This window comes from Spirosoma montaniterrae (genome assembly GCF_001988955.1).
Classification (GTDB): domain Bacteria; phylum Bacteroidota; class Bacteroidia; order Cytophagales; family Spirosomataceae; genus Spirosoma; species Spirosoma montaniterrae.
On sequence record NZ_CP014263.1, the window covers coordinates 3,019,570 to 3,037,653 of the forward strand.

At 51.7% G+C, this 18,084-nt stretch carries 21 protein-coding genes; 4 read left to right on the plus strand and 17 right to left on the minus strand.

What is annotated here, in order from left to right; all coding sequences use genetic code 11:
• Window positions 1-5 precede the first annotated feature (5 nt).
• The 15 genes from AWR27_RS13045 to AWR27_RS13095 form a co-directional block, all read right to left on the minus strand.
• The gene (locus AWR27_RS13045; RefSeq protein ID WP_083732841.1) at window positions 6-1,460 is read right to left on the minus strand and encodes a TolC family protein; all 1,455 of its coding nucleotides are present in this window, start codon (window positions 1,458-1,460) and stop codon (window positions 6-8) included.
• A complete protein-coding gene (locus tag AWR27_RS13050; RefSeq protein WP_077131567.1) occupies window positions 1,457-3,721 on the minus strand; it encodes a peptidase domain-containing ABC transporter in 2,265 nt (754 codons plus the stop codon). Before AWR27_RS13050 ends, AWR27_RS13045 begins: the two co-directional genes overlap by 4 nt.
• 36 nt (window positions 3,722-3,757) lie before the next feature.
• On the minus strand, window positions 3,758-4,939 hold the full coding sequence (locus tag AWR27_RS13055; protein WP_077131568.1) for an HlyD family secretion protein: 1,182 nt from the start codon (window positions 4,937-4,939) through the stop codon (window positions 3,758-3,760).
• 327 nt (window positions 4,940-5,266) lie between these two features.
• Window positions 5,267-5,452: a hypothetical protein gene (locus tag AWR27_RS13060; protein WP_157579201.1), complete on the minus strand. Its 186-nt coding sequence runs from the start codon at window positions 5,450-5,452 to the stop codon at window positions 5,267-5,269.
• A gap of 14 nt (window positions 5,453-5,466) precedes the next feature.
• A complete protein-coding gene (locus tag AWR27_RS13065) occupies window positions 5,467-5,760 on the minus strand; it encodes a hypothetical protein (RefSeq protein WP_077131570.1) in 294 nt (97 codons plus the stop codon).
• A gap of 46 nt (window positions 5,761-5,806) precedes the next feature.
• Entirely contained in the window at window positions 5,807-5,932 is a 126-nt protein-coding gene (locus tag AWR27_RS25975) for a class IIb bacteriocin, lactobin A/cerein 7B family (RefSeq protein WP_157579202.1), read from the minus strand.
• A 247-nt stretch (window positions 5,933-6,179) separates the two neighbouring features.
• Window positions 6,180-6,314, minus strand: coding sequence for a hypothetical protein (locus AWR27_RS25980; RefSeq protein ID WP_257788514.1), 135 nt, complete (start codon window positions 6,312-6,314; stop codon window positions 6,180-6,182).
• Between the two features lie 45 nt (window positions 6,315-6,359).
• Window positions 6,360-6,590: a hypothetical protein gene (locus AWR27_RS25290; RefSeq protein ID WP_157579203.1), complete on the minus strand. Its 231-nt coding sequence runs from the start codon at window positions 6,588-6,590 to the stop codon at window positions 6,360-6,362.
• A 74-nt stretch (window positions 6,591-6,664) separates the two neighbouring features.
• Complete coding sequence (locus AWR27_RS13070) at window positions 6,665-6,856, minus strand: hypothetical protein (protein ID WP_077131571.1); 192 nt, start codon at window positions 6,854-6,856, stop codon at window positions 6,665-6,667.
• Between the two features lie 297 nt (window positions 6,857-7,153).
• Window positions 7,154-7,357 carry a hypothetical protein gene (locus AWR27_RS13075; protein WP_077131572.1) on the minus strand — a complete coding sequence of 68 codons (204 nt, stop codon included), beginning with the start codon at window positions 7,355-7,357 and terminating at the stop codon, window positions 7,154-7,156.
• A 100-nt stretch (window positions 7,358-7,457) separates the two neighbouring features.
• Window positions 7,458-7,637, minus strand: a complete 180-nt coding sequence (locus AWR27_RS13080) for a hypothetical protein (protein WP_077131573.1) — start codon at window positions 7,635-7,637, stop codon at window positions 7,458-7,460.
• 168 nt (window positions 7,638-7,805) lie between these two features.
• Complete coding sequence (locus AWR27_RS13085) at window positions 7,806-10,886, minus strand: lantibiotic dehydratase (RefSeq protein ID WP_077131574.1); 3,081 nt, start codon at window positions 10,884-10,886, stop codon at window positions 7,806-7,808.
• A 180-nt stretch (window positions 10,887-11,066) separates the two neighbouring features.
• Window positions 11,067-11,426, minus strand: coding sequence for a response regulator (locus tag AWR27_RS13090; protein ID WP_077131575.1), 360 nt, complete (start codon window positions 11,424-11,426; stop codon window positions 11,067-11,069).
• Between the two features lie 5 nt (window positions 11,427-11,431).
• On the minus strand, window positions 11,432-11,560 hold the full coding sequence (locus tag AWR27_RS25985) for a hypothetical protein (protein ID WP_257788515.1): 129 nt from the start codon (window positions 11,558-11,560) through the stop codon (window positions 11,432-11,434).
• A 163-nt stretch (window positions 11,561-11,723) separates the two neighbouring features.
• Window positions 11,724-12,731: a sensor histidine kinase gene (locus AWR27_RS13095; RefSeq protein ID WP_077131576.1), complete on the minus strand. Its 1,008-nt coding sequence runs from the start codon at window positions 12,729-12,731 to the stop codon at window positions 11,724-11,726.
• Window positions 12,732-12,997: 266 nt separating this feature from the next.
• Here AWR27_RS13095 and AWR27_RS13100 point away from each other — a divergent pair, with 266 nt between their 5' ends.
• Window positions 12,998-13,240: a helix-turn-helix domain-containing protein gene (locus AWR27_RS13100; RefSeq protein WP_077131577.1), complete on the plus strand. Its 243-nt coding sequence runs from the start codon at window positions 12,998-13,000 to the stop codon at window positions 13,238-13,240.
• Here the strand turns inward: AWR27_RS13100 and AWR27_RS13105 are convergent.
• Window positions 13,235-14,011 (minus strand): LytR/AlgR family response regulator transcription factor, encoded by a 777-nt coding sequence (locus AWR27_RS13105; RefSeq protein WP_077131578.1) that lies wholly within the window; start codon window positions 14,009-14,011, stop codon window positions 13,235-13,237. The genes AWR27_RS13100 and AWR27_RS13105 overlap by 6 nt on opposite strands.
• A 44-nt stretch (window positions 14,012-14,055) precedes the next feature.
• Window positions 14,056-14,775 carry a bacillithiol biosynthesis deacetylase BshB1 gene (bshB1, locus tag AWR27_RS13110; RefSeq protein WP_077131579.1) on the minus strand — a complete coding sequence of 240 codons (720 nt, stop codon included), beginning with the start codon at window positions 14,773-14,775 and terminating at the stop codon, window positions 14,056-14,058.
• 145 nt (window positions 14,776-14,920) lie between these two features.
• Between bshB1 and AWR27_RS13115 the strand changes: the two genes are divergently transcribed.
• The 3 genes from AWR27_RS13115 (at window position 14,921) to AWR27_RS13125 (ending at window position 18,069) form a co-directional block, all read left to right on the plus strand.
• Window positions 14,921-15,928 carry a nitrilase-related carbon-nitrogen hydrolase gene (locus AWR27_RS13115; protein WP_077131580.1) on the plus strand — a complete coding sequence of 336 codons (1,008 nt, stop codon included), beginning with the start codon at window positions 14,921-14,923 and terminating at the stop codon, window positions 15,926-15,928.
• Between the two features lie 156 nt (window positions 15,929-16,084).
• Window positions 16,085-16,612 carry an L-threonylcarbamoyladenylate synthase gene (locus tag AWR27_RS13120; RefSeq protein WP_077131581.1) on the plus strand — a complete coding sequence of 176 codons (528 nt, stop codon included), beginning with the start codon at window positions 16,085-16,087 and terminating at the stop codon, window positions 16,610-16,612.
• Window positions 16,609-18,069 (plus strand): CCA tRNA nucleotidyltransferase, encoded by a 1,461-nt coding sequence (locus AWR27_RS13125; protein WP_077131582.1) that lies wholly within the window; start codon window positions 16,609-16,611, stop codon window positions 18,067-18,069. The genes AWR27_RS13120 and AWR27_RS13125 overlap by 4 nt, the downstream gene beginning before the upstream one ends.
• The last annotated feature ends 15 nt before the right edge of the window (window positions 18,070-18,084 follow it).

Consider the following 18,084-nt stretch of genomic DNA (forward strand, 5'->3'; position numbering starts at 1 on the left):
ACGATTTACAGGGTTCCGTTTCGGTAAAATTCAGCTACTTTAGCCCGCAACAGGGTTTCGTAACGCGCCTGAATCAGGTTGACCGATGCGCGGTCGAGGTTGCTTTTGGCGAGGTTATAATCTACGGCGTTGAGCAGCCCCGCGTTGTATCGGGCTTCGGCAGCTTTGTACGACTGTTGTAGCACCGTTACCTGTTGGTCAAGTGCTACGTAGCGATCATACGCATTTTGCCAGGCCGTTACGGCCTGATCGACAGCCTGCCGCAACGTTCGCCGAACGTCTTCGCCCTGCGATTCGGCCAACTGCTGTTGCAAACGGGCATTTGTTGTCCGATAGCGCACCTGAAAACCATTCAGGATCGGTACGCGAACGCTAAAGCCAATGGCTTTGAACTGGTTGTTATCCAATTGCCGGAAATAATTGATTCGCTCCTGCGACGACACCGGCGACAGCATCCGCACCGGATACACCTGTTCGCCCACCGTAACGAAGGCCGACGTAGGCTGCTCTACCAATTCATTACCCATCATGACCTGCCGGGCCGCACTCGAAAAAGCTGTTCCCCAGTTTGCCAGCAGCGACACGGTGGGGTAGGCCAATCCCCGGGCGATATCGACACCTTTCTGAGCCGCTTTTGTGCGCAAATCTGCTGCCAGCACGTCGGGCATGATGGAACGAGCCTGCTCATAGAGCATGTGTGCATTCACACTGGCGGGGTTGGCAAGCCGGGCGGTGTGCTGCGGATCGGTTTCTAAGCGGGCTACCGCGAGCAACGTACCCGATGGCAGGTTCAATGCCTGGAGCAGCGCGAGATGGGCCGTGTTCAGGTTCGTTTGTGCCTGCACCCGCTGCATGTCGTCGTTGGCTAACTGGCTACGGGCGTCATAGAGGTTGTAGGGCGATACCGTACCGGCTTTTACCAATTTCTCCATTCGCTCAACCTGCGCCCGCGCCACACTCACCTGAACTTCACTGGCGGCCAGCATATCCTGCGCCGACAACACCTGCAAATACGCGAGCAGGGTATTGAGCGTCACGTTATTCCGCGTGGCGTCGGCATCGTGCTGACTGGCGCGGGCCAGCAGGTTTTGCTGATCAAGGGTATGTTTTAGCTGAAAACCATTGAATACCACCCAGTTCAGGTTCAGGCCGGCGTTGTTGGTCGTAATCCGATTGTTAACAATACCGTTGGTAAACGGGTCAACGTTGCGACCAAAGTTCAGTGCCTGATTCGATACGCCCAGCAGCGTTGGCAACTGGCTCCGGCGTGTTTGTTCTACCGAGTTATCGGCAATTTGTTTTTGCAGATCGGCCTGCCGAACCACCGGTTGATTTTGCAACGCCAGCGTAATACACTGCTCCAGCGTGACGGTCATAGCCGCCGGAAATGTGGTTGATGATTGCGCTCGAACCAGCCCCGCCAGTCCCAGCGCAGCGATGCATAGAAACGTCGTTTTCATGCTGTTAGTTGGGTTTCGGTCGTGTTGACTGCGTGAGGGAGTATGTCGCCATTGGCACTGATTTGCAGCAGGTCGATGGGCGCAGCCGGAGCAAGCGGGTGAACCGCCGTAAGCGGCATCTGCGAAGCCCACAGCCGGAAGTAGGCTCCCTGTAGGGCCATGAGCGCGAAATGAGCACCTTCTTCAATTACTTTGCCCTGATCGACTACCACAATTTTATCGGCGTTCATGACCGTACTAAGCCGGTGAGCAATCAGAATAACGGTTTTGTTCTGTTCGCGCAGATGCCGGATGGTTTCCTGTACGCACTGTTCCGAAATGGAATCGAGCGACGACGTAGCCTCGTCTAAGATCAGAATATCAGGGTTTTGGTACAACGCCCGCGCAATGGCAATCCGTTGCTTCTGGCCACCCGACAAACTGGCTCCGTTTTCGCCGAGGTACGTATGGAATCCGTTGGGCAGCTTTTCGATAAACTCCGTGATGCCGAGCCGCTGGCAGATGGCCATAATCTGCTCCATATCAGGTTGATATACCCCTACGGCAATGTTATCGATGACATCACCGGCGAAGAGATCTATCTTCTGCGGCACTACGCTCACCCGTCGCCGGAGACTGTCGTTACTGATGTGCTTGATGTCGTAGTCGCCAATGTGAATGCTGCCATGTTGCAGCGGATAGAGGTTTTGTAGCAACGACAGCAGCGTTGATTTACCGGAGCCACTCTCGCCCACTACCGCTGTAATTTTACCCTTTGGCACGGTTAGGTTCAGGTGGTCGAACACCTGCGTGCGGCTTCCGTAGCGGAACGATACGCCGTTGAACCGGATGTCGCCAATCATGTCTGAGCGCAGTTCAATCTTATTCTCGGTCTGTTCGCGTTCGAGGTCCATGATTTCAAACAGGCGGTCGGCGGCAATGAGCGCGTCCTGCACGGTGCGGTTCATGCCAATCAATTCGCTGGCGGGACCGGTGAAATACCCAATCAGGGCGTAAAACGACATCAGTTCGCCCGGCGTAATCTGATTATCAATAACATAGCCCGCTCCTACCCACAGCAGAATAATCGTAAACAGGCGCGACACAATCTCCGTCGCGTTGCCCGACCAGATGGAGTTGCGGGCCGAGTTGAAAATCGTTCGCAGCAGTTTAACAAAGCGGGTTTCGGTTTTGATGTTGGCAAACGATTCCAGCCCAAACCGCTTAATCGTTCCTACGGCGTTGAGCGATTCGACCAATTGCGACTCCAGTTCGGCGGAATCTTCCATCAGAATCCGCTGGTATTTTTTGTTCAGCCGGTTCACGAGGTAATAGATAATCCCGTAGAACGGAATCACGGCCAGCATAATCAGAGCCAGTTTCCAGTCGTAGGTAAACATCATACCGAACGAAAACAGTACGATGAACACATTGACAACCAGCCCCGTAGCGGCATCGTTGATAAACGCCCGAATCTTCACGGCGTCGTTGATGCGCGAGATGATTTCGCCCACGCGCATGGTGTCGAAAAACTGCTGCGGCAGTTTCATCAGGTGTTTGTAATACCCCAGAATCAGCCGGGCGTCGATCTGCTGCCCCGTTTTCAGCGCGAACATACTTTTGACCGTGCCGATAAACAGTTGCAAGAGCAGAATCAGAATCATCGTCACGCTGAGCAGGTTGAGCAGATTGCGGTTGCCCTCCACGATGACGTTATCCACGATTTTCTGCACGTAAATCGAAGTCGATAGCCCCAGCACGGTGTAAATGAGTGCCCCAAACAGGGCTTGCAGCATCACGCTCCGGTGCGGCAAAACTAATTGCCAGAACCGTTGCAGGGCAGATACCTTCTGATTTCCGGTCTGAAACTCGGCGTCGGGCAGCAGCAGAATCAGTACGCCCGTCCAGATTTTCTGAAACTCTTCGTGGCTGTATTTCACGAACTTACCCGGCCCAGGGTCCATCACTACTACGTGCTTCGGCGTAACGTCGTAGATAACCACGAAGTGCTGCAACACGTCTTTTACGATAACATGGGCAATGGCCGGTTTTGGTATTTTGGTCAGACTCTCGAACGTGCCACGCACACCTTTGGCTTGAAAACCCAGCCGTTGGGCCGCTTCAATCATGCCCAGCACGTTGGTGCCTTTCTGGTCGGTGCTCGCCATTTGCCGGATGCGGGCAATGGGCATCAGCAGTTTATAATGAGCCGCTATCGACGCTAAGCAGGCCGCTCCGCAGTCGGTTATATCGTGTTGCTTAACAATAGTTTTCTTCTTCATGGCTGATAATAGGGCGATTGTATGGAGTTGGGTAGTTTATAACTTCTGGGCTACGACCGGCGTATTTTTCGGGTTGAGCCAGTCGTCGGCTTTGTCGTAGAGCAGGTCGAACAGGCTGCGTTCGGTCACGACGAAGTTGGCCCGCAGCGTCATACCCTTTTTCAGGTTGCCTTTGTAGCCATTTTTAAGCGTCAGGAAATCGCGCTCCAGGCGGCATTTCACTTTGAAAACCGGCTGGTTATTCATCACCACGATGTCGTTCGATACGTCGGTGATTTTGGCGTGGGCCAGCCCCCACTGATTGTAGTCGAACGCATCGACCTGAATCCGGGCGGTCATGCCGGGGCGTAGCAGACCAATGTCTTTGGGCGATACGTAACATTCGACCAGCATGCTGGAATCGGGCGAAATAACGCCCAGCACTTCGCCCGGCTGCACGTAACTCCCCGGATACCGCCCCGCCAGTTGGCTCACGGTGCCGTTGACGGGTGCTTTGATGGTATGCAGCGTCTGCTCATTGAGAATCTGCCGCTCCTGCGCCCGCAGTTCGTCGAGGGCTAATTGTTGCTGAGTCAGGTTGGCCTGCCAGTCGCTCACCTGCCGTTCAATCTGCGAGGCATACTGCGCCACTACGCTCTGATAGGCATATTCTTTGTCTTCAAATTCCTGCTTGGCAAGTACCTGATCCTGATACAGTTGCTGCGTTACGTCCAACTCACGTTTGCGTTTGGCCTGGGCCTGCGTGTTTTCGGTGAGCATAAACCGAAACTGCTCGTACTGCTGCCGAATCAGGGGCGATTGCAGATTCGCGACGTTAAGCAGAGCCTGCCGGTCGGCCCTGACGAGCCGTTCGAGGTCGCGGATGTTGAGGAGTTTTTCGGCCTGCTGCGACCGGTTGAGCCGGAGCCGGGTTTCGAGAACGGCGGTCTGCAGCCGAATCATGGGTTGCCCCCGCCGAACGGGCTGATTGTCGCGAACAAGAACCTGAGCTACCGTACCGGCCACCAGCGGGCGGATTTCGTTGCGCTCGGCCACCGGGCGGATGATGCCGGTACTTTGCACCGACACCTCAGTATAAATGAAAGGCAGTGAGAGCAGCGCGGCCACGATAGCCAGGGCTACTGTGCTGTAGATGAGTTGCCCCCTCACCGTGACCTGGGGCAGGTAAGCCTCCGTCGTGTGGTCAATGACGGCGGGCGGATGGAGTTCGGTTTGCATCGTTTCTCTGACGTTTAGATAAGGCTTAAAATCTTATCTCAAAGGTCGGGCGATGCCGCAGCGAACTCAATAACAAGGCGTTGTACTTTATAACCAGCCGGAATAGCTTATGCCTGTAGTATGATCGACCCATTAAAAAAGCATCTCCCGATCAGCAAGTGCTCGGGAGATGCCACACGTTCAATCAGTGAGTCACGTAATAAATAAACTCACCTACACTTTTACCGAACCTATAAATGAAGTATGCCGAAAGCAAGACGAGAACGAAAGCTACATATCTATTGTCCGACAGTTCTAACATACTCTTTATAGCCTTTTCTACCACGTTCATTTCTTGTGCGTGAGGTGATAGATAACTTCGCCGGTGTACTTTCCTGCCTCGTAGATGGCTACAGCAGCAGCAGCAGCAGCTCCGATGGCTAAAAAGGGAACCAGAAAGCCGCCACCTTTGATAACAAGCATTTCATCGTCAGCTATAGCAACCACCTTGTAATCGCCTGATGATAAGTTCATTGCTTCCATGATGATTATTTCGCAGCCTGTTGATATCCTACATATACACCAGCTCCAAAAATACCGGCTGCTGCGGTTCCGGCAGCTATCCAACCAGCCGCTTTAGCAGTAATAACTACCCCGCCAATCACGAGGGGGAAAATACCACCATCAGTACCTTCCATTTCTTCGCCGTTCAGACTAACCAAGCCAGCGTTCTCATTATCTACTAAGAAAGAATCGAGCGACAATACGTCGGCATTAGAAAATTGTGCGGTTAACATTGCTTTGTCTAATCTGTTTTTTTGAAAAAATTGATTCGTACTCATCTACTAAAAGCTAATACTACGACTTCTCTAAAACGTTTAGCAGAAACTATCGCTGCGAGAGAAGCAGACCTACAATAACGCCCAGCAGGAACGGGTTGCCACCTTGTACTTGCTCCAGTTCGTTTGCGTTCAGTTCTACTACTTCAGCCTGATCAAAGTTGAAAGTTGCCATTGTTTTGTTTGTTTTAAGGTTTAAAATTTAAGTAAACACTTTGTAACACGCAGCACCTCGTCACTATCCGGAATGGACGATTTTGCTGCTATCATCATCAGGCGTTGCGCTGTGCTTAATCGGGGTTGCTAAACTTCAGTTATCGGCATTACAGTAGATGCCCGCCTGGTCGAGTTTAGAACCTGGCAAACACGTTGCCCGTCTGTACAGATGCTCTTTAAAACAGCCGCATATAGTTGCGACCCTGTCAGGCCTGAGGGCCTTTGTAGCGAAGCAGGTCGCTTACGGCATCGATGATGGCATCGACAATAGCGTCCACAATGCCTCCGCCCGCTACAGTTTGCATTTCTTCCTGACTTAGCTCTTGTTGTTCAGTATTCATGGTTGTAGGTTCTTTTATAGTAATTAGACAATACGCTTCTGACGCTTAACCGAGTACCTTACCTACTCGCAGATTAGTTTTGCGAACCCGGATTGGTAGAGTCGGGCTTATTTCCAGATGGATGGAATCGCTTTCCGTTGGTCGAGTCTGGGGCGTTGTAGCCGAGACTTCCTTTTGCACAGAGCGGGCAGGCTGAACGGTTGTTTCCTCACGTTCGCAGGCACTCGCCAGTAATACCAGTCCAGCGAGACAACTCAATCGAATTAGCTTTTTCATGGTTTCGCTTTCTTACAGGTGACAAAGTCTCCTCAGTGACTCCGGCTATACGCCCCGTTCGGAGGAGTGGTTAATCACTGCTTGTCGGGCGGAATGCTGAAGAATCTGTCTTCGCCAGCCGGTATGCGCTTGAGGCCAAGCAAAAAGAGCGACAGGCCCGTAAAGCATTGATAATAACCTCCCGTAATACGGTTGAGGGCGGTACCGTCTAATTCCTGAACACCAGGCACGGTCAGGGTGCGATTATTGTTTTCTATCTTTTTCATGGTCAGTAGTTTGCGTTTTTATTTCGTTACAAAGTTTTGTGCTTTCTTCCGTTATTTCAACAACCTCTCGTTGTAGTTTATTCGATTAGGTTATAACGACTTTGTTTAGGTTTCAGCGAGAAGAACCCCCTCGTCTACTGGGGCGAGGGGGTTGCTGTTCTCCGCCCTATCCACCTTTATCTTTACTTTGTATCACTTCCCGGCGCAACTACGGTGTGGCTAGCCGGTAATTGACTTATATGCCTTCTACAATCGCATATAGGTATGTTTTCTTTTGTACGTTACACGGCCCTTATACTACGCCACGGGCGGATACAACTCAATAGGCAGGTTCACAATTGGGCCACCAATCGGGAACGGCAGCGGCATGGGTAATGGCTTAGGAAAAACTGGGAACGGCAGCGGACGAATGCGCCCTACCAAAGAGCCACCTGATGTTTGTTGCAGTTCGTTCTGGCCTAATGCGGGCAGTTCGCTGCTGGTTGTGCGTTGGTTTTTCATGAGGTTTGTTGTTGGTTGATTGATGATGCAAAGTTGTGAGCTAACTCGTTATGTATCAAAAACTTACCATTATAGTTTAGTCAAATAGGTTATAAACCTCTCAGGCCGCTTCTTCGTAATAAGCAATAGGCTCATCAACCGGCAGTTCCATCTGCCCAAACAGATCACCCGCCGACACAATCCAATTGTCATCGAACACACCGATTTCATCGGCCATTGAATCGATGTCATTGTTAATCCATACTTCAAATGAGAATTCGGAGTTGATGCGCGTTTTCATGAGTTTATCCGGTTTATGTTATCATTAATTAGCTTGTTTTTGTTGTGTCAAAGTTGGCAGGCTATTTATTGGTTCTCAACAACCTGACGTTATATCGTAATCAGTGTGGGCATAACTTATTCGCCTGCCCAAACGGCATAAAAAAACCGGCCTTAGCCGGTAGTATAGTTAGCTTTTCTTCGGTTGCAGCCGCGCCCGAACCGAGTCGTAATGTTTGGCTAAACAATGGTATAGCACCAATTCGTAAGCCCGCTGCTTGGACGGGAAAAGCCGGTTTATGAGCATGTGTACTAAGCTTTTGAGGATGTTCTGCCACGCTTCGCCCGGCCCTATGGCTTCGCCCAACTGCCGGAGCAGCGTAGCCTGCTGTTGCCGCCAGTCGTGTACGTCTTCATCAACGCCAAACTGCTCCGACAACGCCTGAGCCAGTAGCGGTCGATAGGTACGGTATTTCTCATTCAGTTGCTGGCGCAGTTCAGAACGCCCGCCAAATTCCTGAAAAAAGCTTTCTTTAAGCTGCGTAATCATCGTTAGGCAGGCATCGACCGACAAGCCCGCATCGGTTAGCAATACGTCGATTTTGCGAACGGCGAAGGCAAAGCGCGTATTCTCATCGAACACGTCGCCGGTTTGGGTAAGAAACGCCAGCGTTGACAGACTATCGTGGTGAAACAGCGTTTCACAGCGGTCTATGTGTTCTGTGCCATACCGTTCCAGTTCGCGCTGATACGTATCGACCTGCACCCGATACACCACGCCAGCCTCAATGGATTGTTGCAAGGCCCGCTCGGTAGCCCGAACAACGTACTGATAAAACTCAAGGTGCGGGTTTCCCCGGAACCGCAGCCGCAGGTGCGGGTCGGTATCTTTATACCGGACAAAGAAAAAAGCCTGCACAATCTGCGTTTTCAGCAACTGTTGCACCACCGGATAAATGGCCTGAACCAGCAGCGCGTCAGACGTTTTTTCGCCAGTGTAAATCTTCAGATAAAACCACTCGCTGCCAACCGAAAACTTACGCTGTGGCAACTGACCGCTGATTTGACTCAGGCCGGGCAGTGGTTTGGCCTGTGTGTTATAAAAGGGAAGAATCAATTCATGCGTAAACCGTTCGCGCTGGTGCGACAGGGGGCAGTTGTCGGGTGAAGCTAAAAACTCGGTTAAACGAATCTCATCATGCTTTTTGATTTCGCCCGCCAGCAGGGCGAGCGAAGCCGGTACGTGCATGGAAATGCAAAGTTCATTGTCGCCCTGAGTCAGTAAAAATTGATCGGGCAAACCGGCTGCGGTCAATTGTGCTACCAGCCGAAGCGGATTTTCGGGCGTAAGGTCCCGACATTTGAGTTGCCAGGTAGCCCGGCTCAGAATAATGTTGTGATACCGCACACGGGGCAAATACGTTTGCGTTCGCAACACACCCCAATTCCAGGCTACGTTCAGGTGAGCATCCTGCGATTGGAGGTCGCATAGAAACCTGTAAATTGGCAGGCCATGCGTAAAATTGTGGGCATTGGTCAGTCTTGGAATAACGCGCCGGTTCAGCCGTTTGGAGCGCAGAATCAGCGTATTGTTCCGAATCGACACCATCAGGTCAGCCAGAGAAATCTGGTAATCGGGCGATACTGACGATTGGCCCAGATACGGAATTTCGTACCGATGCAGTGCAGGACGGGACAGAATATTACCCACCCGATCTTCGGGCAGATGAACAATCTCGGCAAAAATAACATCGGCGTGAAAAAGCTCCTTCTTCGCCACCGAAGCCCGCAAATGCTGCTCAAGCTGGGGTTCGCCTTCGCAGAACCGACTGAGCAGGCTCAGGCCCGACGGTCCGCGATAGGCCAGTAGATTGAACCGAAAGTCGCCGTTGTCGATGGCTTTCTCCGAAGCTGCCAGCAGGGTGCCAAATACGTAAAAACTGTAGGGCAACGGAGCCGACGTTCGCTGTTGTGAGCCGATGTAATTCAGGTCGTCTTCAGACAGTAGCACTTCGCGCTGCTGGGTTCTGAGGGCGTTGGCATATTTATCCATCACAAACGTTTGCCACCAGTCCCAGGTAGTTGTTTGAGTGACCTGTTCGCTGCTAAAGGTTAAGTCATCGATTAAGGGCGCGTAGCCAACGCCCAACGTTGAACCGGAGCCATAACCAACGCCAAACTCGCTGTCGAGGGCCAGTGCCAGCGGGACTTCCTCGTCTTCGTAGCGGTTATAGAATCGGTGCTTGAACTCGTCCAGATCAGGGCATCGATGGGGCTGATTCAGCACTAATAGTTTCTCCAGATTACGGTTTAGCTGCTGCATCATCCGCTCGCTCAGCCGCAACTTTGTCCCATTGAAAAACGCATCGACCTGTAAAACGTCGGTAGTTTGAGGAGTAATCTGGCGGTCGGTAAGCCATTGCCGGACATCGTGATACACCCGCTCGAAGTCGGTATCCTGGAGTATGGTTCGCAGTTGGCAAAGCTCACCTGCAACGGTTTGGGCAGTTGGCAGGGCTTCGAGCCGTGCTATCAATCCATCGAGCGCGTACAGGCCGGTTACGGCAGGCTCAATCGTAAAAACGAGCAGTTGACCCTCTATCAGTTGCTCTATAAAAGCAGCAGCTTCATCGGGCTGCGCATCCAGTTCGGTCAGCCGTTCGATTAGCTCCTGAATAGTAGCTCCGTTACGGGCTGCTTCCAGCACCGCCATCAGGTACGGGTTTTCTTCGACCGCGCTGATGAAATAATGCCGTTGCCCGTCATTGTCCTGTTGTTCAACATAGCGTAACGAAGAACCGACCGGATATACCGACGAATTGGGAACCAGTTGGAGTTGGTTGCGTATGGCCTGCTGTTGCGTGAGCCATGTGCGAATCGCAAGCAGGTTGTCGATATCCAAACGCTGGTGCGTGTGAAGGGCTGCTATTCCGCCTGTTTGCAGTTGTGTTTGTGGCCCATAAGCGCCAACGGCACAGCCGGCAAACAGGCCATAGGGCGTTGGGCGGCTGCACATCCGCACGAAATATTTATGCAGCGTGGTAAGCAGTTTATCGTGTTCGGGCAGCGTTTCGCCCAATAGCCACCGCTGCAAGCGTTCGTAGAGGGCAGGCGAAGCAGCTAATATAGCCCGTTGTGCGGCAGCGTTCTGGTAGTGCTGGCGCAGCAGGCCGTCGAGCGGCTCGGTGAGCAGACGTTCGTAGAAACGGTAAATGTGCTGTAGGGAAAAAACAGGCTGTCGTAGTACGAAAAAGTTGGCAGGATGGATCATAGAAAGATAAAGCCAATTGCTATCATCTCCCTAAACTAACTGTGTACCTGATTAATAGCGAATATTAAGCATTTATTTTTTACTAAATTATTATTGATGCATACCAATGCACTACTTGTTCAATAACCAACATATATAATTCTCTTTGTAGCCATAAAGTTACATCAGATTAGAACCTGGTCATCCTTTTTTGGCTATATATCGCTCCATTGTTTGCGCGAAGCGGTCGAATGAATAAGGTTCTGTCAGGAAATCGAAGGGGTTCAGATCCAGGTAGTCAAAAAGGTGCTGCGGATAAGGCGACGTTGCAATCACTACCGGGTGCCGACGCAATGCATCCAGAAAATCGTCGGGTACGCTCGTATCGGGGTCGGGCAAGCGTAAGAAAACCAGTTCACAGTCAGCCGATTGCAGACAGGCAAGCATGTCATCGGTAAACGCACCGGCCTGACCGACGCCCAGCCAGCCGATGCGTTGTAGATAGTGGGCAAGCTGACTCCGGCTCGCCCTCGAATAATTAAGGGTGAGATAAGCTTGCAAGGTTGTTATACTATTGTGGCGATGGTCCAGGTCTTTCCGGTATTCTTCAGGCCAGCGTTAGCTGTTGTCAAACAAACGAGCCGTTCTTTTTTCAGTGTTAAGCGGGTGGCGTTGGCAGTAGTCAGCGTTTTCATGACGAAAGTTTTGATATGGTTTTAGTATTGTTTTAGAGCCTTTGTCGGTATCGACAGGTCAAAGATAAATTCCCGATTTCAGCATAATCAACAACTTTAGACGTATTCACCCCTGCTTTTCGACTAATGACACTGTTTCTTCGACCAATGCGCCAATGAAAAATCACTGAAGCTCAATCTGCAACCGGGCCGTATATGAATCAGAATCGGGCGTAAGGCTCAGTTCATACCTGCCCGCGTAGAGCGAATCCAGCCGCCGACGCACGTTCGACAGTCCTACTCCCCCAGCCTTCTTACCTTTGTTTCTAATCAGCGACTCCGGTATTTGCCTGCTTATGAGGCTGTTTTCAACCTCGAACAGTAATACACCCGAGCCAATTTCGGCCCGCACCTGCACATAGGCTGGCTCGGCGGCTCCTTTGACGCCATGTTTAAAAGCATTTTCAACAAAGGCAATCAACAACAAAGGTGCAATAGTATATGGAGCCGGGTCGCCCTGCTGGTCGTACTCGATCAATACATCTTCATCGAGCAGCCGATTGCGTTCCAGACTGAGGTAATTCTGAATGTAAGCCAGCTCTTTTTCCAAATCGATGCGGGGCACGTTTGCTTCGTAGAGGTTATAGCGCATCAACTCCGACAACCGCAACACTAAATCGGCGGCCTGCTGATCGGAATCGAAAACCCGGCCATAAACGCTGTTGAGCGTATTGAACAGAAAATGAGGATTAACCTGCGCTTTCAAAAAAGCCAGTTCCAGGTTCAGATTGTCGGTTCGTAACCGAATAATATCATTGACGACCCGCACGGTCAGAATGATTAACGCAAACGGAAAGCTATACATAAAACTCCATAAAGCTCCCAGCCAGTTGCTGGCAAATCCCAGCAAACCGGCGTCCAGAAACAATTTCCAGTCGCGCTCGATACGGGGGCCATCGTTAATTTGTTGCAGATACCAGAAGAGCAGATAATTCGTCTCGTAGATAAGGGTATGGACAAAAAACAGCCAGGCAAGCCCTACCCCAAACCGATATTTGTAGATGTAGCGGGGAAAAACAAAATAGCCTAAGAAATAATAGATAGCTATTGTTTGCAGAACCAGCCCCACCGATATCCAATCCTCTACCTTTTTGTTGTCGTGAAAGAAAAAATCAACGAGAATAAGTCGCATGATTAGCGCACATCCTATCCATAACACGATGTGCGTAGTCAGGCTCTTACGGTTTGCGGTTAACCAGTTTGCCATTGTTAGTTTTTACAGTAACATAAACGATGCGTGTGAACGGGAATGACTTTACATATCTCGTGCCAGTCGAAGCCTATTGTTTACTGGTCGAAAAAAACTGTGTATTGGTCGAAATTAGTTTTAATGCATTCGTTGACCTTATTGTTTTGTAGCAACCAAACACGCAAACAACCGCAAAACCAACTTCCGTCATGAACCCAATTGCTCTAAAAATCCGCAAGCTGCGCGAAATTCACGGCTACCCCCAGGAGTACGTTGCGTTTCAGTTGGGCGTTAGCCAGGCCGCTTACAGCAAAAAAGAAACAGGCCGCACCGAACTATCGCTGACGGTGTTGCAGCAGGTTTCGGCCCTGTACGGCATCAGTCTCATAGACCTCATCAACCTGAACGTACAAGACCTGATTGTGATGGCTGTTCGGCAACAGGTTTCATAACAGGTTCTTCCTCAGTTCTTCCATCACGGCATCGCGGTAGGTAACGCCAATTTGTACGCGTTTCTGCCCGTCGATGGTTTTAATCAGATTACCGTCTATTTCTTTAATAGCCTGCCGACGCACAATGAACGACCGATGTACGCGCAAAAATTTGGAGGGGGGCAACATCTCCTCCAATCGGCTCATGGTCATGTGCGTAATCAGGAGTTGATCGTTTAGTTGCAGCCGAACGTAGTCTTTCATACCCTCGGCGAACACAATATCGTCGGGCGCTACCCGTACTAATTTCTTATCGGCTTTAATCAGGAAATACGGCACCCGCTCGCGTGGGTCGGCAAGTTCGTCGGATTGCGGGCGGGTAGCCGGGCGCGTCAGCACGGGCGCATTCGGGTCAGCAACAAAATTCAGCCGCTTCGCCACGCGGTTGATGGCTTCCAGAAATTTGTCGAAACCGGCAGGCTTGAGCAGGTAATGTGTTACGGCGTCGAAATTATAGGTTTCGGCGGCAAACTCAGGCGAGGCCGTCACCATAATAACAGCCGGGTGCGGCAGGGGCAGCGAACGCAAAAATTCGACGCCTGACAAATACGGCATCTCCACGTCCAGAAACAGCACGTCTGGTTTGAGCTCCTGCACCTTGTCCAGCCCATCGAACGGATCGGTGCTTTTGCCGAGCAGCCGCAGATAAGGCACCCGCTCAATGTACTTTGTCATGATGTGGTGAGCAGCCCCCTCATCATCAATCAAATAGCAGGTTAGTGTTTCGTTCATGATAAAAGAGCGAGAAACCCCGTGCCTTTAGGCCGGGGAGGATGTCAAATCAACTGAAACAAGTCTTTCACACCCAGCATCCGCTTAGTGATGAAGCCTTCGCCAAACTCAACGCCAATGCGGTGGCCGTGTTCGCGGGTGCGGGCCTCCAGAAACTTCATAAACGGTTCGCCCGAAATATAACTCGCCGGTTCGGTACTGTTTGGGTTAAAAAACTGGCTTTGATAGGCTTTGATAGCCGCTAATTTGCCAGCCCAGTACGGCGACACGTCGACCACAAAATCGGGTTGCAGCGAACGATCCTGAATAAAATGGTAGATGTAGGCTGGCCGGTGTGCTTCCTGCGGCTGACCATCTTTGCCCACTGTCTCAATCATGCGCAGGCCAGCATAAAAACACGCTTCAACGACCAACTGAGCGGCCCGCCCGTGGTCGGGATGGCGGTCGTCGGGGGCGTTGGTCAGCACGATCTGCGGACGATATTGGCGAATAATAGGAATCAGAGCCATCTGGTGTTCTTCGTCGTTACGGAAAAACCCGTCGCGGAAACCCATATTTTCGCGGGCTGCCAACTGCATCAGCCTTGCTCCCTCGGCAGCCTCCTGTAGCCGTATTTCGGGGGTTCCGCGTGTACCCAGTTCGCCCCGTGTCAGATCCACACCTGCAACGGTACGGCCCTGATTCACAAGTGAAAGCACCGTACCGGCGCAGGTCATTTCAATATCGTCGGGGTGGGCCGCAATGGCTAAAACATCAACCTTCATGCTATAGTCTGTTCGTTGTGGTTTGTTTGGCCGGTAAAGTTACTGGCCGGTACTTATCCATCAACCACAACTGCGTGTAGATAGTCCCAGTTTAGCCGAAATCTGTTATTTTGCGTTGATTCCGACCCCACTTCACCCCTACCATATGTCTTACAAAGCTCTTGCCCTCCAGCTAACTTGTCAAACCGTTAATCATTGTGAAACCCGCGACGAAGCCGAAACGCTGATGTTGCAAACTATTGAACGAATCGAAAAACAGATTGCGGCCTCCATCAACTTCATCGGGCGCGACACCCTGCTGGTGGTTGTGCCGGAGTATTTCCTGACCGGCTTCCCGATGGGTGAAACCATTGAGCAATGGCGCGAAAAAGCCGCCCTCGAAATCGATGGGCGTATTTACGAAGCCTTGAGCGCGGTGGTGCAACGACAGCAGATTTACTTTTCAGGAAATGTCTACGAACAGGACCCGTTTTTCCCTGAATTGTACTTTCAGACCAGCTTTATCATCGGCCCCAACGGCGATGTGCTGCTGCGCTACCGGCGGCTGAACTCGATGTTTGCGCCCACACCCCACGACGTTTGGGAGCTGTATCTCGACGCTTACGGCTACGATTCGCTGTTTCCGGTGGCAAAAACCAATATCGGTAATCTGGCCTGCATAGCGTCGGAAGAGATTCTATACCCCGAAGTAGCCCGGTGCCTGTCGATGCGCGGGGCCGAAGTGCTGCTGCATTCAACGTCGGAGACGGGTAGCCCGCTGCTAACGCAGAAAAACGTGGCCAAACTGGCGCGGGCCATTGAAAACATGGGTTATGTGGTATCGGCAAATTCGGCGGGCATGGCCGGTAGCCCGATTCCGTTTGGCTCAACCGATGCCGGGTCGAAAATCATTGATCCAAAGGGCATTGTGCTGGCCGAAGCTGGTTATGGCGAGAGCATGGTTGCCAATGCCGACATCGATCTGGCCGCCCTGCGCGAGTTTCGGCAACGCCCGGCAATAGGCAACCTGCTGGCCCGCCAACGCACCGAACTCTACGCCCAGAGCTACGCCAGCACGAGTATCTACCCGCCCGATACACTGCTGGGGCAAACAGCCGAACGCCAGCATTTTGTACGCACCCAACAGGAAGTGATTAAGAAACTGTATTCGTGAACCATCTGAACCAGGATTAGCCAGGATTGACAGGATTAAACAAGATGCTACGCTTTGCTCATTCGATTCTGTAAATAAGCGCAGCGTAAAATCCTGTTTAATCCTGCCAATCTTGGCTAATCCCGGTTCAGACGTATCTTTGCGGTTTCGTTTAGTATGACTCCCATTCGTGACATTGCGCACCAGCTTCGGCAGGGGCAGCTCATTGCGCTGGCCGACGAAACTGGCTGGTCGGTAGCCGCCGATCCGGTCAGCGATACGGCTGTTGAGCGGCTGCTGTTGCTGCGTTCACTGTTGCCCCCCGGTCAGCAACCTACGGTCTTGATTCAGAACACCGATCAGTTGGGCATGTACGTTGCCAAACTGCCCGACGTAGCTTACGACCTGGTTGAGTTTGCCGAAAATCCGCTTACCGTAGTTTACGATCAGGGTAAAAACCTGTCGGTAAAACTGCTCGATGAGCACATAACGGTAGCTGTCCGGCGGTCGCTCAACACCGACGTGCAGCGGCTGATTGGCAGTTTTGGTCGCGGATTATTGACCATTCCGCTCGAATCATTGTTATTACCACAGGTTGCTGCCGATGCCATCAGCGAACGTTTCGGTATGCTGCCTCCTATGCCTAAGCGGATGCGCATTATGCGGCTGGGCGTAAATGGCGAAGTTGGGTTTATCAGAAAATGAATTTTAGCGAAATCTTACATACACATTCGATTTTTGACACCATTGCCCGTGAGGCCGATGTGCTGGGCGTCGATGCCTACGTGATTGGTGGCTTTGTGCGCGATTTGGTGCTGAATCGGCCTTCAAAAGACATTGACGTAGTGTGCATTGGCAGCGGCATTGCGCTTGCCAACGCCGTAGGCCGTGCCTTGACTACCAACGTGGCCGTATTTGAAAATTTTGGCACGGCCATGCTGCGGGCCGGAACCTGGGAAGTCGAGTTTGTAGGTGCCCGCAAAGAATCGTACCGCAGCGATTCTCGCAAGCCGATTGTAGAAGACGGTACGCGAGAAGACGATCAGAACCGGCGCGATTTCACCATCAATGCGATGGGCATTTCGCTCAGCAAAAAAACCTTCGGTGAATTGCTCGACCCGTTCGACGGCCTGAAAGACCTGAAACGCAAGATTATTCGCACCCCGCTTGGCCCCGACATTACGTTTTCTGATGACCCGCTGCGGATGATGCGGGCCATTCGGTTTGCGTCGCAGTTGAACTTCGACATTGAGCCGGATACGTTCGATGCCATCGTGCGCATGAATGACCGCATTGGTATCGTTTCGCGCGAACGCATCACCGACGAGCTAAATAAGATTATTCTGTCGCCAACGCCTTCGTATGGATTTAAGTTACTCTATCACGCGGGTTTGCTGGAACGCATTTTCCCGGAATTAGTTGCGCTGAAGGGCGTAGAGACGATAGAAGGCAAAGGCCACAAGGATAACTTTTATCATACGTTGCAGGTCTTAGACAACGTAGCACACCGCAACCAGAAAGGCGAGTTGCCTGCTGAGCCGGAAAACTACGAGCTATGGCTACGCTGGTCGGCCCTGCTGCACGACATTGCCAAGCCTGCCACCAAACGTTTCGATGCCCGCGTTGGCTGGACCTTCCACGGCCACGAAGACCTGGGCGCACGTTGGGTGCCGGGCATTTTTCGCACCCAGAAGCTGCCTATGCATGAAAACATGCGCTTTGTGCAGAAACTCGTGCGGCTACACCTGCGGCCCATTGCTCTCACCAAAGAAACGATTACCGACTCGGCCCTGCGCCGGTTGCTGGTCGATGCAGGCAACGACCTCGACGGGCTGATGGCCCTATGCCGGGCCGATATTACCTCGAAGAATTACGAGAAAGTGCAGAAACACCTGCGTAATTTTGACAAAGTAGAGCGTAAACTGCACGACCTCGAAACACGCGACCAACTGCGTAATTTTCAGCCGGTTATTACAGGCGAGCTGATTATGGAGACCTTTGGCCTGCCGCCCTCGAAAGAAGTTGGTGAGTTAAAGACAATGGTGCGCGAAGCCATCCTGGACGGACTCGTATCAAACACAATGGAATCTGCCTATCCGTTCCTGCTCGAAGAGGGCCATAAACGGGGCTTATTTGTTAAAACGATGAGTGATGAACGATGAGTGTTTGCGTCAGCC

Excerpts from the sequence above, each read along its gene's own strand:
- AWR27_RS13095 (WP_077131576.1), bottom strand. The coding sequence starts at position 12,731 with ATGCGACTTATTCTCGTTGATTTTTTCTTTCACGACAACAAAAAGGTA.
- AWR27_RS25985 (WP_257788515.1), bottom strand. The coding sequence starts at position 11,560 with ATGAAAACGCTGACTACTGCCAACGCCACCCGCTTAACACTGAAAAAA.
- AWR27_RS13120 (WP_077131581.1), top strand. The coding sequence starts at position 16,085 with ATGACTCCCATTCGTGACATTGCGCACCAGCTTCGGCAGGGGCAGCTC.
- AWR27_RS13075 (WP_077131572.1), bottom strand. The coding sequence starts at position 7,357 with ATGAAAAACCAACGCACAACCAGCAGCGAACTGCCCGCATTAGGCCAG.
- AWR27_RS13085 (WP_077131574.1), bottom strand. The coding sequence starts at position 10,886 with ATGATCCATCCTGCCAACTTTTTCGTACTACGACAGCCTGTTTTTTCC.
- AWR27_RS25980 (WP_257788514.1), bottom strand. The coding sequence starts at position 6,314 with ATGAATACTGAACAACAAGAGCTAAGTCAGGAAGAAATGCAAACTGTA.
- AWR27_RS13100 (WP_077131577.1), top strand. The coding sequence starts at position 12,998 with ATGAACCCAATTGCTCTAAAAATCCGCAAGCTGCGCGAAATTCACGGC.
- AWR27_RS13080 (WP_077131573.1), bottom strand. The coding sequence starts at position 7,637 with ATGAAAACGCGCATCAACTCCGAATTCTCATTTGAAGTATGGATTAAC.
- AWR27_RS13045 (WP_083732841.1), bottom strand. The coding sequence starts at position 1,460 with ATGAAAACGACGTTTCTATGCATCGCTGCGCTGGGACTGGCGGGGCTG.
- AWR27_RS13070 (WP_077131571.1), bottom strand. The coding sequence starts at position 6,856 with ATGAAAAAGATAGAAAACAATAATCGCACCCTGACCGTGCCTGGTGTT.
- AWR27_RS25290 (WP_157579203.1), bottom strand. The coding sequence starts at position 6,590 with ATGAAAAAGCTAATTCGATTGAGTTGTCTCGCTGGACTGGTATTACTG.
- AWR27_RS13065 (WP_077131570.1), bottom strand. The coding sequence starts at position 5,760 with ATGAGTACGAATCAATTTTTTCAAAAAAACAGATTAGACAAAGCAATG.
- AWR27_RS13050 (WP_077131567.1), bottom strand. The coding sequence starts at position 3,721 with ATGAAGAAGAAAACTATTGTTAAGCAACACGATATAACCGACTGCGGA.
- AWR27_RS25975 (WP_157579202.1), bottom strand. The coding sequence starts at position 5,932 with ATGGCAACTTTCAACTTTGATCAGGCTGAAGTAGTAGAACTGAACGCA.
- AWR27_RS13055 (WP_077131568.1), bottom strand. The coding sequence starts at position 4,939 with ATGCAAACCGAACTCCATCCGCCCGCCGTCATTGACCACACGACGGAG.
- AWR27_RS13105 (WP_077131578.1), bottom strand. The coding sequence starts at position 14,011 with ATGAACGAAACACTAACCTGCTATTTGATTGATGATGAGGGGGCTGCT.
- bshB1 (WP_077131579.1), bottom strand. The coding sequence starts at position 14,775 with ATGAAGGTTGATGTTTTAGCCATTGCGGCCCACCCCGACGATATTGAA.
- AWR27_RS13060 (WP_157579201.1), bottom strand. The coding sequence starts at position 5,452 with ATGAACTTATCATCAGGCGATTACAAGGTGGTTGCTATAGCTGACGAT.
- AWR27_RS13115 (WP_077131580.1), top strand. The coding sequence starts at position 14,921 with ATGTCTTACAAAGCTCTTGCCCTCCAGCTAACTTGTCAAACCGTTAAT.
- AWR27_RS13125 (WP_077131582.1), top strand. The coding sequence starts at position 16,609 with ATGAATTTTAGCGAAATCTTACATACACATTCGATTTTTGACACCATT.